The 12,794-nt window shown below is 67.7% G+C and carries 12 protein-coding genes; 9 read left to right on the top strand and 3 right to left on the bottom strand.

What is annotated here, in order from left to right:
- Positions 1–17: 17 nt before the first annotated feature.
- Positions 18–767 (bottom strand): 30S ribosomal protein S2, encoded by a 750-nt coding sequence (rpsB, locus tag EC845_RS12145; RefSeq protein WP_123298356.1) that lies wholly within the window; start codon positions 765–767, stop codon positions 18–20.
- A 279-nt stretch (positions 768–1,046) separates the two neighbouring features.
- On the opposite strand from rpsB, the gene EC845_RS12140 reads away from it, so the two are divergent.
- From EC845_RS12140 to EC845_RS12110, 7 genes are all read left to right on the top strand, one after another.
- Positions 1,047–2,471, top strand: a complete 1,425-nt coding sequence (locus EC845_RS12140; protein ID WP_123298355.1) for an FAD-dependent oxidoreductase — start codon at positions 1,047–1,049, stop codon at positions 2,469–2,471.
- Between the two features lie 53 nt (positions 2,472–2,524).
- The gene (locus EC845_RS12135) at positions 2,525–4,069 is read left to right on the top strand and encodes an NAD(P)H-hydrate dehydratase (RefSeq protein WP_123298354.1); all 1,545 of its coding nucleotides are present in this window, start codon (positions 2,525–2,527) and stop codon (positions 4,067–4,069) included.
- A gap of 170 nt (positions 4,070–4,239) precedes the next feature.
- Complete coding sequence (locus EC845_RS12130) at positions 4,240–4,917, top strand: MarC family protein (protein ID WP_123298353.1); 678 nt, start codon at positions 4,240–4,242, stop codon at positions 4,915–4,917.
- 56 nt (positions 4,918–4,973) lie between these two features.
- Positions 4,974–6,275: an NAD(P)/FAD-dependent oxidoreductase gene (locus tag EC845_RS12125; RefSeq protein ID WP_123298352.1), complete on the top strand. Its 1,302-nt coding sequence runs from the start codon at positions 4,974–4,976 to the stop codon at positions 6,273–6,275.
- A gap of 394 nt (positions 6,276–6,669) precedes the next feature.
- A complete protein-coding gene (locus tag EC845_RS12120) occupies positions 6,670–7,419 on the top strand; it encodes a DUF502 domain-containing protein (RefSeq protein WP_123298351.1) in 750 nt (249 codons plus the stop codon).
- Positions 7,420–7,646: 227 nt separating this feature from the next.
- Positions 7,647–7,859 carry a 30S ribosomal protein S21 gene (gene rpsU, locus EC845_RS12115; protein WP_012346814.1) on the top strand — a complete coding sequence of 71 codons (213 nt, stop codon included), beginning with the start codon at positions 7,647–7,649 and terminating at the stop codon, positions 7,857–7,859.
- Positions 7,860–7,974: 115 nt separating this feature from the next.
- Positions 7,975–8,424: a GatB/YqeY domain-containing protein gene (locus EC845_RS12110; protein WP_123298350.1), complete on the top strand. Its 450-nt coding sequence runs from the start codon at positions 7,975–7,977 to the stop codon at positions 8,422–8,424.
- A 30-nt stretch (positions 8,425–8,454) separates the two neighbouring features.
- Here EC845_RS12110 and EC845_RS12105 read toward each other — a convergent pair whose 3' ends face one another.
- Positions 8,455–8,853, bottom strand: coding sequence for a DUF2917 domain-containing protein (locus EC845_RS12105; RefSeq protein ID WP_123298349.1), 399 nt, complete (start codon positions 8,851–8,853; stop codon positions 8,455–8,457).
- 226 nt (positions 8,854–9,079) lie between these two features.
- On the opposite strand from EC845_RS12105, the gene EC845_RS12100 reads away from it, so the two are divergent.
- Positions 9,080–10,069 (top strand): LysR substrate-binding domain-containing protein, encoded by a 990-nt coding sequence (locus EC845_RS12100; RefSeq protein ID WP_123298348.1) that lies wholly within the window; start codon positions 9,080–9,082, stop codon positions 10,067–10,069.
- 7 nt (positions 10,070–10,076) lie between these two features.
- On the opposite strand, the gene EC845_RS12095 is transcribed toward EC845_RS12100, so the two are convergent.
- Positions 10,077–10,754, bottom strand: a complete 678-nt coding sequence (locus tag EC845_RS12095; protein ID WP_123298347.1) for a 5-formyltetrahydrofolate cyclo-ligase — start codon at positions 10,752–10,754, stop codon at positions 10,077–10,079.
- Between the two features lie 10 nt (positions 10,755–10,764).
- On the opposite strand from EC845_RS12095, the gene EC845_RS12090 reads away from it, so the two are divergent.
- Positions 10,765–12,774 carry a lytic transglycosylase domain-containing protein gene (locus EC845_RS12090; RefSeq protein WP_123298346.1) on the top strand — a complete coding sequence of 670 codons (2,010 nt, stop codon included), beginning with the start codon at positions 10,765–10,767 and terminating at the stop codon, positions 12,772–12,774.
- Positions 12,775–12,794 lie beyond the last annotated feature (20 nt).

The following is a 12,794-nucleotide window of genomic DNA, read 5'->3' as shown; positions in this document are numbered from 1 at the left end:
TGGGGGTCGATCGGCTATCAGGCAGCAGCGCCTTCTTCGACTTCGACGAATTCGTCGTCGCCGCCGGCGGCCTTGACCACTTCGTCGATCGCATTGGCGCGACCTTCGAGGATGGCGTCGGCGATGCCGCGGGCGTACAGCGTCACGGCCTTGGCCGAGTCGTCGTTACCGGGGATCACGTAGTCGATGCCTTCGGGCGAGTGGTTGGAGTCAACCACGCCGATCAGGGGAATGCCGAGCTTCTTGGCTTCGGACACGGCGATCTTGTGGAAGCCCACGTCGATCACGAAGATGGCATCGGGCAGAGCGGTCAGATCCTGAATGCCGCCGATGTCTTTTTCGAGCTTTTCGATTTCGCGCGAGAAGGTCAGTTGTTCCTTCTTGCTCAGGCCTTCGAGGCCGGTTTCCTGCTGGGCCTTGAGGTCCTTCAGGCGCTTGATCGAGGTCTTCACGGTCTTGAAGTTCGTCAGCATGCCGCCGAGCCAGCGCTGGTCGACGAAAGGCACGCCGGCGCGCTGGGCTTCTTCGGACACGATGTCACGGGCTTGGCGCTTGGTGCCGACGAACAGGATGGTGCCGCGGTTGGCAGCCAGCTGGCGGGCGAACTTCTGGGCGTCCTGGAACAGCGGCAGCGACTTTTCCAGGTTGATGATGTGAATCTTGTTGCGATGGCCGAAGATATACGGGGCCATCTTGGGATTCCAGAAACGGGTTTGGTGGCCGAAATGGACACCGGCTTCCAGCATTTGACGCATGGTCACGGACATGTTTGAACTCCGAAGGTTGGGTCTAAAATCCAATCCGCACATTGCACGAGCCTCCGGGGCCTCAGGCCGCAGCGGCAACACACAACACCTTGGTGGATTGGTTTGCGATTTACTCTGCAGCCCCCGAAACACCGGAAGGACTCTGCAAAGCGGCAAAATTATAGCATGGCCCAGGTCGCCGGTTCCCGCCCGTGTCCGAAGCCCGCCAGAACAAGCAGATTCTCACCAAAGCACATTGCAGTACACAGGCCCGCTCCCCCGCTGGCCTCATCCGACTTTATGAACATCCACATCATCGGCGCAGGCGTCGTGGGCCTGACGACCGCTTATGTCCTGGCACGGGAAGGCCATGACGTCACCGTCGTCGAGGAGCGCAGCAGTGCGGCCCAGGAGGCCAGCTTTGCCCCGGCCGGCCTCATCACCCGCATGCACCCGGCACTCTGGCCGTCGCCCGGCGGCCTGCGGGCGCGGCTCGGCCTGCTCAGCCACGGCTTTCCCACGCTCGACATTCCTCTCGCACGCCCTGCCCTGTCCGCATGGGCGCGGCGCCAGGCCGGCCACCATGCGGCCTGGCTGGCCGAACACCCCCTGCCCGAGCCGGCGACACCGGCGACGCCCTCCCCGGCCGTCACGGTCGAGGCAGGAGACGGCACGCCCGCCCATGCGTCGGAAGACAGGGCGGCCCTGGACGGCGGCCCGGCCGGCGGCGACGGCTCCACCGACCCGGCCGCACACGACGCCGCACGCGAGGCCGGCCCCGACGGCGCGGCTCCCGCTGCGGCTGCGCATCCTGCCCCGCCGCCGGCCGCCGAAGCCGAGCACGATCCGGAACCCAGTCTCCAGCGCCAACTGGCTCAGCGTCTCAATTTCGACCTCGAAGGCGGTCATGGTCATCTGATCGTGCTGCGCGACAGAGCCGGACGCGAGCGCTGGCAGCGTGCGCTGCCGCAACTGCGTGCCGCCGGTGTCGCCGCCCGCTGGCTGGAGGCCGACGAGGTCCGAGGCCTCGAGCCCGGCATCCAGGAAGAAACGCCGCTGGCCGGTGCGGTGCTGCTGCCCGAAGACGAGGTCGGCAACTGCCGTCAGTTCGCCCTGGCCCTGCGTGCCGAGGCCCAGCGCCTGGGGGTGAATTTCCTGTTCAACCGGCGAGTCGTTTCGATCGAGCCGCGCGAAGGCCGCACGGCCTGGTCGCTGCGTCTGGCTTCGGGCGAAGAGCTGACGACGGAACATCTGGTCCTCTGCAACGGAGCGGCGGCGCCCCGGCTGCTGCAGCCGCTGCGCATCGCGCTCGATGCCCGCCCGCTGCACGGCTACACCTGGAGCGCGGCGCTGCGCGAGCCGCTTCACGCGCCACGCCATGCGATGGTGACGGATGCAGCCCGGCAGGCCAGCATCAGCCGCATGGGTCATCGCATCCGCGTGAGCGGGGCCTACCGGCTGGGCGTCCACGACGAAGGCCGGGACGAAAGCGCGCTGCGCGAGATCCACCAGAGCCTGACCGACTGGTTTCCCGGCGCTGCATCGCGCGACGCCGGTGCGCAGATGTGGCGCTCGACCGTGCTGCAGACAGCCAGCGGCCAGCCCATCGTGGGCAGCAGCGAACGACGCAACCTGTGGTTCAACCTGGGCCACGGTCTGCAGGGCTGGTCGCAGAGCCTGCCCTGCGCCAACCTGTTGGCCAGCCAATTGCGCGCGCTGCGCTGAGGGCCGCGCCAGACGGATGGCAGCCGATGCCCGGCTGGGGTTTAATAGGCGGCATGCAAGCGATCCCGCATGGCCTCGGGGCCACGAACACCGTGCTGGTGGAAGCTGGCCCGCGTCTGCCGCTGTTCGACGGCTGCGCCACGCGCCGCCTTGAAAAGGACTGGCAGGCCGCATTGCCCGCGCACACCCTCATGGCCCGGGCCGGCCTGGCGGCGGCGCGCCTGGCACTGGCCTTGAGGCCCCACGCGCAGCGCATCTGGGTGGCGTGCGGCCCGGGCAACAACGGTGGCGACGGCCTGGAGGCCGCCCTGCACCTGGCACGCTGGGGCAAGGCCGTTCACCTGACCTGGCTGGGCACGCCCGAGCGCACGCCGCCGGACAGCCACCGCAGTTGGGCGCAACTGGAAGCCTGGCGGACGGCGACCGGCACCACCGCACTGCAGTGGGCCGAAGCCCCGCCGGAGCGCTTCGATCTCTGCATCGACGCCTTGCTGGGCATCGGCGCCCAGCGTCCTCCCGAAGGCCGGGCAGCCGCATGGATCGGCCATATCAATTCGGGCCGGGAAGCGGGCGCCACGGTGCTCAGCCTCGACCTGCCGTCGGGCCTGTTCGCCGGCTCGGGCGTCGCGCATGACTGCCATGTGCAGGCCACCGACACGTTGAGCCTCTTGACGCTCAAGCCGGGGCTTTTTACCCACCAGGGGCGCGACGCCTGCGGGCGCATCTGGCTGGATGACCTGGGCACCGACAGCCAGACGCCTGAGGGCAAAGGCGTGCCGACGGCCTGGCTCAATCCGGCACCGGCGAACACCGTTCAGGCCCATGCCAGTCACAAGGGCTCACGCGGCGATGTGGTGGTGGTGGGCGGCGCCCCCGGCATGACCGGAGCCGCCTGGCTGGCATCGATGGCGGCCCTGCATCACGGCGCCGGGCGGGTCCATACCGTCTTGCTGGACGCGGCTGACACCGGTGCACCGGCCTTCCATCCCCTGCAACCCGAACTCATGACGGCGGAGCTGGCCGGCCAGGACCTGGCACGCCCTCGTTCGGCCGTGGTCTGCGGCTGCGGCGGCGGCCGGGCCGTGCAGACCGTGCTGACCCGGGTGCTGGCCGACAGCGCACGGCTGGTGCTGGATGCCGACGCCCTCAACGCGCTGGCCGGGGACAGCCGCACGGCCCCAGCCTGGCGCCGGCAACTCGCGCAACGCCACGCGGCGGGCCGATCGACGGTGCTCACGCCCCATCCACTCGAGGCGGCGCGCCTGCTGGGCAGTGATACGGCCCACGTGCAGGCCCACCGGATGAGCAGTGCGCAGAAGCTGGCCGAAACCTACCGGTGCACCGTGGTCCTCAAGGGATCGGGCACCGTGATCGCCGCCGCCGGGCGCACGCCCCACATCAATCCGACGGGCAACGCACGACTGGCCACGGCCGGAACGGGCGATGTGCTGGCCGGACTGATCGGCGCGGAGCTGGCCGGTGGCCACTCCGATTTCGAAGCGGCCTGCCGCGCGGTGTACCACCATGGCCATGCCGCAGGGCCGCTCGACGACGACGGCCCAGCCCTGACCGCGAGCGTGCTCGCCCGCGGCGGCTGAACCACAGGGGTGAGCGGCGCCGCCGCCGCATCAGGCACAATTTGGGTGCGCCGCACGCAGGCGTACCGGCCCTCGAGGCCTTCGCCCGCCCTGGCAACTCGCCATGGCGCGGTGCTCCCGTCCACTGTCCGCCACGCCCTTCATCCCGTCCCGTTACCCCCTCGCGACCCATGCACGAGCTGTTTTCCATCACGCTGACCGTTCAGGACGTCCTGCGTTTCCTGGTCGGCATGATGACCATTTTCTGCCCCCCGGTGGCGATTTCGATCTACACGCCGGTGGCCAAGAGTTTTTCGCGCGAGGACCAGCGGCTGATCGCCAAGCGCATGTTCTATGTGCTGTCGGGCGTCCTGGTGATGTTTGCGTGCTTTGGCCAGATTCTGTTGCGTGCGCTGGGCGTGACCAGCGTCGCACTGAGCCTGACGGGCGGCCTGGTGCTGGTGCTGTGGGCCATTCCCATGATGATGGGCCAGGGCCATACCGGCGGCGACACCCACAAGAACGCTGAGCTCGCCGCTCGGCTGCAGACCGACTGGCGCTCGGTCATCGCCATCCCGCTGGTCTTCCCGTTTTCGGTGGGCGGGGCCTCGGTGTCCTTCATCATCGCCATGACGGGCCGTTACAACACCGTACCGGACATCCTGATCCTGTCGCTGGCCTGCGTGGCCATGGCGGCCTTCATGGCCCTGACTTTCCTCATCAGTGGACCGCTGTCGCTGCGGCTGGGCAAGGTCGGCATGGAGCTGACCAACCGCGTGGCCGGCATCCTGCTGACCGCGATCGCGCTGCAGATCGTGGCACAGGCCCTGCGCGAGCTGTTCCCCGGCCTGGCCACGACCGCCAACTGATTCCGGCACCTCTCGCCACGGGGGGCGGCCCGTTCCCTCTGCGACAATCACGCGCCATGTCTTCTGCCCCTTCCGCTCCCCCTTCTTCGCCACGCACGCCGGTGCCTTTTTTCGATGTGGTGGTGATCGGTGCCGGCGCGGCCGGGCTGTTCTGCGCCGGCCAGGCCGGACAAGCCGGCCTGCGTGTCCTGGTCGTCGACCACAGCGAAAAGGTGGCCGAGAAAATCCGCATCTCGGGCGGCGGCCGCTGCAACTTCACCAACCGCGAGGCCAGCCCGGCCCAGTTTCTCAGCGCCAACCCGAACTTCTGCCGCTCGGCGCTGACGCGTTATCCGGCCTCGAAATTCATCGACCTGGTCCAGCGCCACCGCATCGCCCATCACGAAAAGCACAAAGGCCAGTTGTTCTGCGACGACAGCAGCGAGTCCATCATCGACCTGCTGCTGCGCGAAGCCGAGGCCGGCCGGGTGCAGCGCTGGCAGCCCTGTGCCGTACAGGCGGTTGCGCATCGCCCCGACACCGGGGGCCAAGCGCCCGGCGCGGCCGCCTACGTGCTGGACACCGACCGCGGACCCGTGCACTGCACGGCCGTGGTGGTGGCCACCGGCGGGCTGTCCATCCCCAAGATCGGCGCCACGGACTTCGGCCATCGGCTGGCGCGGCAATTCAAGCTGCGCGTGACCGAGACCCGGCCGGCCCTGGCCCCGCTGACTTTCGACGCAGCGCACTGGAAGCCCTACGCCTCGCTGGCCGGCCTGGCGCTGCCTGTGCAGATCGTCACCGGCAAGGGCAAGGCGCGCGGAGAATTCCTCGAGGATCTGCTGTTCACGCACCGCGGACTGTCGGGCCCGGCCGTGCTGCAGATTTCGAGCTTCTGGCAACCCGGCGCGCCGCTGCGCATCGACCTGCTGCCCGACGTGGACGTGCAGCAGGTGCTGCTGGCCGCCAAACAAGCCGGCTCACGCAAGCTGCTGGCCAACGAGCTGGCCCAGAACCCGGCGATCGGTCTGCCGGCACGGCTGGCCGACACCTGGGTGCAGGGCCAGGAGGCATGGCAGCGTGCGGTCAATGCCTGCACCGACAAGGCACTGGTGCAACTGGCCGATAGCCTCAAGCACTGGGAGATCACGCCCAACGGCACGGAGGGCTACCGCAAGGCCGAGGCGACGCTGGGTGGCGTCGATACGCGCGACCTGTCTTCGCAGACCCTGGAATCGAGTCAGCCCGGCCTGTATTTCATCGGCGAAGTGGTGGACGTGACCGGCTGGCTGGGCGGCTACAACTTTCAATGGGCCTGGGCCAGCGCCCATGCCTGTGCACAGGCCCTGGCCCGTGCCCATGCAACGCCACGGGCCTGACATCCCGCACATAAAAAAGCGGCCGGAACCTGGGTTCCGGCCGCAAAAACATGATCTGGCATGCGTGTCCAGATCAAGCCCGCCTTCACTTCTCGCCGAAGTGACTGGTGCAGGCCGCATCGCATCGAAGCGGCTGCATGGACACAGACTGTGCCCGTACGGCCACGCAAGGACAAGGAATGCGTGCGCATATCGATATCTGTCCCAGCGCTTGCAGCCTCCCTGCCGCTATCGGAACTCTGCTTCGTTTTTGATATCCCACCACGTGTTTCCGACTCGCGCGATCGCCCGTGGCATCCCGGCTCGCCGCCGGAGCCACGTATGATGACGCGCGCACCTGCAGACCGGCGCCCGCCGCCAGCATGCGTGTGCACCCCGCCCTCCCCACAAAGCCATGAAACGACTTTCCCAATATTTTCTGCGCGGCCTCGTCGCGCTGCTGCCCATCGGGCTGACCATCTATCTGCTGTTCCTTTTCCTGTCGTGGTCTGAAAACCTGGCGCGTCAAGTCATTCAACCCATCTTCGGCAGCCTGTATGTGCCGGGCATGGGGCTGATCCTCGGCGTGGCGGCCGTGTGCGCCGTGGGCTTTGCGGTGAGCAAGGACTATCTGTCGAAGGTGATGGAGTTCATCGAGCTGCCCTTCAACAACCTGCCGGTGATCAAGAGCATCTACAGCTCGCTCAAGAGTTTTGCCGACTATTTCTCGCCCCAGGAAAAAGACAAGCCGCAGCAGCAGGTCGTGGTGGTCCGTTCGCCGAACCAGGACATCGAGATCATCGGTCTGGTCACGCGCGACAGCCTCTGGGCCCTGCCCGACGGCGTGACGCGCGAAGACCGCGTCGCCGTCTACCTGCCCATGAGCTACATGATCGGTGGCTACACCTTCTTTGTGCCGCGCGCCTGGGTGACGCAGATCGACATGTCGGTCGAGGAAGCGATGCGCATGTCGCTCATCGCCTGGATGTCGGGCAAACAATCGGCCCAGGCCGTCGGCCCCGTACCGCCCGTCGAGCCGATCGAGCCGCCGCCCGCCGGAACCGTCCCGCCGACTCAACCGACCACACCGACCCGGCCGACCCCGCCCGTTCCGCCGGTGCCTCCGGTGCCTCCGGTGCCGCCGCACACGCCGCCTCAGCCCTGATCCGATTGCCGGCGGGCGGTGCGCCGCTGGCTTCGCACGCCGCCGCGGGCAGGCCGGGACGGGCAGCCTCGGGCGACAGGCCGAACACGTGAACCCCGTATTTGCGCGACAGAGACGATATAGGCGCTATAATGTCGGGCTTTGCTAGCAAACCCGGGCTGATATCCGGGGGTACCACGCGCGAAGCCCGATCTTCTTCGCGCACATATTTCGGAAACCATTACGTAATGACCACTATCCGCGTTAAAGAAAACGAGCCGTTTGACGTCGCACTGCGTCGCTTCAAGCGCACCATTGAAAAGCTGGGCCTGCTGACCGAACTGCGCGCACGCGAGTTCTACGAGAAGCCCACGGCTGAACGCAAGCGCAAGAAGGCAGCCGCCGTCAAGCGTCACTACAAGCGCGTTCGCAGCATGCAGCTGCCCAAGAAGCTGTACTGATACGATCACGGTCGCACTGAAGGCTCTGCACACGCTGCAAGGTCTTCGGCAGGCCCGATGAACCCGCTCCAGGGACGCTTGGTGCGGGTTTTTTGTTTCTTACCAGGAAAACACCATGAGCCTCAAAGCCCAGATCACCGATGACATGAAGACCGCCATGCGCGCCAAGGACAGCGTGCGGCTGGGGACCATCCGCATGCTGCTGGCCGCCCTCAAGCAAAAGGAAGTGGACGAGCGCATCGAGCTCGACGACACCGCCGTGGTTGCCGTGGTCGACAAGCTGATCAAGCAGCGCAAGGACTCGATCGCCGCCTACGAGCAGGCCGGCCGTGCCGACCTCGCTGCCATCGAACAGGCCGAACTGCTGGTGCTTCAGGCCTACCTGCCCGCCCGCCTGTCGGCCGAGGAAGTCCAGGTCGAAGTGCAGGCCATCGTGACCGAACTCGGCGCCAGCGGCCCGGGCGACATGGGCAAGGTGATGGGCGCCGTCAAGACGCGACTGGCCGGCAAGGCCGAAATGGGCCTGATCTCGGCCGCCGTGAAGGCAGCGCTCGCCAAGGGCTGAGCGACTGCCCTTGCCCTGCCGCAGCCGGCGTCATGCCGGCTGCCAGGCGAGTTCGGTGGATTCGCCCGCCACGGCCCAGGCTTCGACCACCAGCTCGCTGTCCGCACCGGCGGCAAACGACTGGCCCGGCAGCAGGACATGGTCGACCGCCTGCGGACCGGAAGCGGTACGCCGCAGCCGTGCAGCCCAACCGAAGCGGGCCTGCGAGGCGGGGGGCCGCACGGTCAGCCAGACCCGGCCCGACGTGACGAACAAGCGGCCCGGCGCGGCCGGACGAAGCGTCTCGGCGATGCCGGCCTCAAGGCGCCAGGCGGTATAGGGGCCGTTCGCCAGGCTGGGGGCAGACGAACCTGCCGCGCGTGGCGAAACGGCCTTGCAGTCCGCCGAGGATGGCGCGGAGAGCAAGGAATCGAGAACCAGGGTGTGCATGACGGACTCCGCAGCAGGATGGAATGCCACCTGCGGTCTGCCGGACTTCGCCGCCGTCGTCACACCGGGTCACGACGGGGAAAAGGCACTCGACAGCCACGGGCATGGCGATGTATCGGTTCCGGAATCATCCTGCGCGCGCATCGGCCAGTCCAATGAAAGCGGCTGCCCCGATTGATGGTAAAAACGCATCAATCCCCGAACGGCCGCCCCAGCGGCACCCGACATGAGCCGTCCCACTTCCCTGCCGCTGCGCACACGCCCCTTGCAGATCGGCCATCTGCGCGCATTCGAAGCCGTGGCCCGTCACCTGAATTTCCGCGCGGCGGCCGAGGAACTGTCGTTGACACAGTCGGCGGTGAGCCGGCAGATCCAGTCGCTGGAGGAAGAAGTGGGCGTGCCGCTGTTCTACCGCCACACCCGTGCCGTGGAGCTGACGAGCGCGGGCGGTCAACTGCTGCAGGCCACCACGGCTTCGCTCCAGCGCATCGATGCCAGCGTGCGGCTGATCCGCCAGAACGCCGGACGGCGCAGCGTGGCGATCACCACCTGGGCCTCGTTTGCCTCGATGTGGGTCATTCCGCGGCTCGAGGCATTCCAGCATGCCCATCCCGACATCGACATCCGCATCGATGCAACCGATGTGAGCATCGACCTCGACACCGCCGATGTCGATCTGGCCTTGCGTTATGCACGCCCCAGCCACATGCCGCCTTCGGCCATCCGGCTGTTCGGCGAGCAGCTGACGCCGGTGGCCAGTCCGTGGCTGCTCAAGAGCGGCCCGCCGGTGCACGAGCCGACCGACCTGCGGCATTTCCCGCTGATCGAGGCAGGCGACGCGCACCGCACCCTTCACCTGGAGTGGCTGACCTGGCGACGCTGGTTCGAGCAGCAGTCGCACAACCATGTCGAAGCCAAACGCTGGCTTTATTTCAACTATGCACACCAGATCGTGCAGGCGGCCGTGGCGGGCCAGGGCATCGCGCTGGCGCGGCTGCCTCTGGTGGCGGACAGCCTGGCGCGCGGCGACCTGGTCGAGGTGCTGCCGGGCCGCCGCATGGATTCACCGCTGTGCTACTGGCTGATGGTCGGCCCGCGCAGTGCCGCGCGGCCCGAGGTGCAGGCCTTCAAGGCGTGGCTGACCGAAGAAGCACGGGCCAGCCGGGAGGTGACCGGCGACAGGCAGGACCCCGATACGCTGGACGACCTGGACTGACGCTGCCTCAGCGGTCTTGACCGGTCGCGGGGCCGGCCCAGACCACGCCGTTGTCGTTGAGGATGGCGTCGAGTGCGACGTCGTGCGCCTCGGGCTCGAAATCGGGCAGGAACCCGTGGGTGTAGCCCAGGCCGACCGTCAGCGGAGCCGGCTGCAGCGTGGCGAGCGTGCGGTCGTAGAAACCGCCGCCGTAGCCGAGCCGGTAGCCGCCCGCCGCGTAACCCACGCAGGGCACGAACAGCAGGGTGGGCACCACGATCTCGGTGTCTTTGGGTTTGGGAATGCCGTAGGCGTCTTCTTCCATCGGGCAACCGGGATACCAGGCGTGGAAGATCAGGGTCTTGTGGACCTTGTCGACCACCGGCAACCCGATTTTTCGGGGTGACCGGCTGGCCAGGCTCTGGTGGGCCAGAGGCGGCATCTCGGTCGCCTGTGTCGCGGGCTCGGAACTTTGTGCCAGCGTTGCCCCCAAAACAGCATCTTCTTGCCAGCGATAAAGCGCCGGCAAGGGATCAAACTCCCCTTTGATCGGCCAGTATGCGCCAATAATGGTATCGGGCCGGTCGATCAACCAGAACCGCATCACGCTTTGCAGGCGTTCGGCCAGTTCGAGACGATTGGGCAATGCCAGACGTTCCGAGACCAGTCGTTTCCTGAGTTCGATCTTGCCTGCTGCCTTATCCATAAATCCTCTCATGCGCCATCAGACTCGAGCCATTCTGACACTGTTGTGCAGCGCTGCCGTGCTCCACTTGCCCGCATCCGCGCAAATTTCGCCGCTGAGCGCCCCGGTGACGATCTCGGCCAGCGACCAGGCCGTGCTCGACATGAACGAAGCCTACCGCAAGGGCGACAAGAAACGGCTGGCCGAGCTGCTGCCCCTGGCACGCGGCAATCTGCTGGAGCCGTGGGCGGCCTACTGGGCGCTGAGGGCCCGGCTCCGGGAAGCGCAGCCGGCCGAGGTCGACCAGTTCCTGCGCCAGTATGCCGGCACCTACCAGGAAGACAGGCTGCGCAACGACTGGCTGCTGCTGCTGGGCCAGCGCCGCGACTGGGCCGGTTTCAAGGCCCTGCACGGCGCGTTCCGGATGAACGACGACCCGCAGGTCCAGTGCTACGCCCTGCTGGTCGAGCGGCTGGACCGCGGCACACCGGTGGCCGCGCCGGTGGCCGAACGCTGGCTGGCGGCACGCAACGACGAGGATGCCTGCACCACGGCTGCCGAACTGCTGGTCAGCACCCGCGAGATGCCCGAAGCCACCGTCTGGCAGAAGGCCCGGCTGGCCATCGAGGCCAACCGGCCCGAAGTGGCCCGCAAGGCCGTCGGCCTGCTGTCGGCCGATCTGGGCAAGCAGGTCTCGGTGCTCAACGGCAACCCCGCGCGTTACCTGGCCCAGAGCGCCTCCAGCGACGACCGCCAGAGCCAGGAACTGGCACTGCTGGCGATCATCAAGCTGGCATCCAGCGATGCCGACAGTGCGGCGGCCCAGCTCAAGGGCGGCTGGGAGCGACGGCTGACCGCCGAGGAACGCGCCTGGGCCTGGGGCCAGATCGGCAAGCAGGCCACGCTGTCGCTGTCGGGCCAGGCGCTGGGCTATTTCACGCAGGTCAAGAGCCGGGACCTCAACACCGACCACCTGATCTGGAAGACCCGTGCCGCGCTGCGGGCGGGCGACTGGGCGCAGGTGAAGGAAAGCATCGAGGCGATGGATCGCGAGACCCGGTCGGACAGTGCCTGGGTCTACTGGCACGCCCGCTCGCTGCAGGCCCTGGGCCGTGGCGACGCGCAGCAGCAGGCGGCGCGGGCCTACGCCTCGATCGCCGGAACCTCGGGTTTCTATGAAATGATGGCACTCGAGGCCCTGGGCCGCCCGGTGACGCTGCCGCCGCAGCCTCAGGCGGTCACGCCGAGCGAACAGGCCTGGGCCCTGCGCGAGCCGGGCCTGCAGCGCTCGCTGCAGGCGATCGCGATCGGGCTGCGCGGCGAAGGCGTGCGCGAATGGAACTACACCATCGCCCTGGCCCAGCCCGGCGGTCTGCCGGACCGCCAGTTGCTGGCCGCTGCGCAACTGGCCTGCGAACGCGAGATCTGGGACCGCTGCATCAACACCAGCGAACGCACACGCGAGCAGGTCGACATCCTTCAGCGTTTCCCGCTGCCGCTCAAGGACCTGGTGGTGCCGCGCAGCCTGGCCATCGGACTGGACCCCGCCTATGTCTACGGCCTGATCCGGCAGGAAAGCCGTTTCGTGACACATGCCCGCTCGGGCGCCGGCGCTTCGGGGCTGATGCAGGTGATGCCGGCCACCGCACGCTGGACGGCACGCAAGATCGGCATGACGGACTTCGCGCCCTCCCGCATCAACGAACGCGAGGTCAACGTGACGATCGGCACCGCCTACCTCAAGCTGGCGCTGGACGACTTCGACGGCTCGATGGCCATGGCCAGTGCCGCCTACAACGCCGGACCGGGACGGCCGCGCAACTGGCGTGCACCGGGCGGCACCGGCCCCGTGCTGGAAGCCGCGATCTGGGCCGAGAACATTCCGTTTGCCGAGACCCGGGACTACGTCAAGAAGGTGCTGGCCAACACCACGCTGTATGCGGCGCTGCTGCACGAGCCGCAGCAGTCGCTGGTGGCACGGCTGGGCCAGGTCGGACCGCGCCCGTCGAACGATGCGCCGATCGATGCGGACCTGCCCTGAGCGCCTTGCGGGCTCAGGGG

The sequence above is a fragment of the Comamonas sp. BIGb0124 genome, assembly GCF_003752175.1.
Taxonomy (GTDB): domain Bacteria; phylum Pseudomonadota; class Gammaproteobacteria; order Burkholderiales; family Burkholderiaceae_C; genus Comamonas_F.
Note: the sequence above shows the minus strand (reverse complement) of the source record. Positions and strands in the feature narration are given on the sequence as shown.

What these genes read in the sequence shown, in the direction of transcription:
- rpsB (WP_123298356.1), bottom strand. Translation starts at nt 767, where the DNA reads ATGTCCGTGACCATGCGTCAAATGCTGGAAGCCGGTGTCCATTTCGGC.
- rpsU (WP_012346814.1), top strand. Translation starts at nt 7,647, where the DNA reads ATGACCACTATCCGCGTTAAAGAAAACGAGCCGTTTGACGTCGCACTG.
- EC845_RS12110 (WP_123298350.1), top strand. Translation starts at nt 7,975, where the DNA reads ATGAGCCTCAAAGCCCAGATCACCGATGACATGAAGACCGCCATGCGC.
- EC845_RS12125 (WP_123298352.1), top strand. Translation starts at nt 4,974, where the DNA reads ATGTCTTCTGCCCCTTCCGCTCCCCCTTCTTCGCCACGCACGCCGGTG.
- EC845_RS12095 (WP_123298347.1), bottom strand. Translation starts at nt 10,754, where the DNA reads ATGGATAAGGCAGCAGGCAAGATCGAACTCAGGAAACGACTGGTCTCG.
- EC845_RS12100 (WP_123298348.1), top strand. Translation starts at nt 9,080, where the DNA reads ATGAGCCGTCCCACTTCCCTGCCGCTGCGCACACGCCCCTTGCAGATC.
- EC845_RS12140 (WP_123298355.1), top strand. Translation starts at nt 1,047, where the DNA reads ATGAACATCCACATCATCGGCGCAGGCGTCGTGGGCCTGACGACCGCT.
- EC845_RS12105 (WP_123298349.1), bottom strand. Translation starts at nt 8,853, where the DNA reads ATGCACACCCTGGTTCTCGATTCCTTGCTCTCCGCGCCATCCTCGGCG.
- EC845_RS12120 (WP_123298351.1), top strand. Translation starts at nt 6,670, where the DNA reads ATGAAACGACTTTCCCAATATTTTCTGCGCGGCCTCGTCGCGCTGCTG.
- EC845_RS12090 (WP_123298346.1), top strand. Translation starts at nt 10,765, where the DNA reads ATGCGCCATCAGACTCGAGCCATTCTGACACTGTTGTGCAGCGCTGCC.
- EC845_RS12130 (WP_123298353.1), top strand. Translation starts at nt 4,240, where the DNA reads ATGCACGAGCTGTTTTCCATCACGCTGACCGTTCAGGACGTCCTGCGT.
- EC845_RS12135 (WP_123298354.1), top strand. Translation starts at nt 2,525, where the DNA reads ATGCAAGCGATCCCGCATGGCCTCGGGGCCACGAACACCGTGCTGGTG.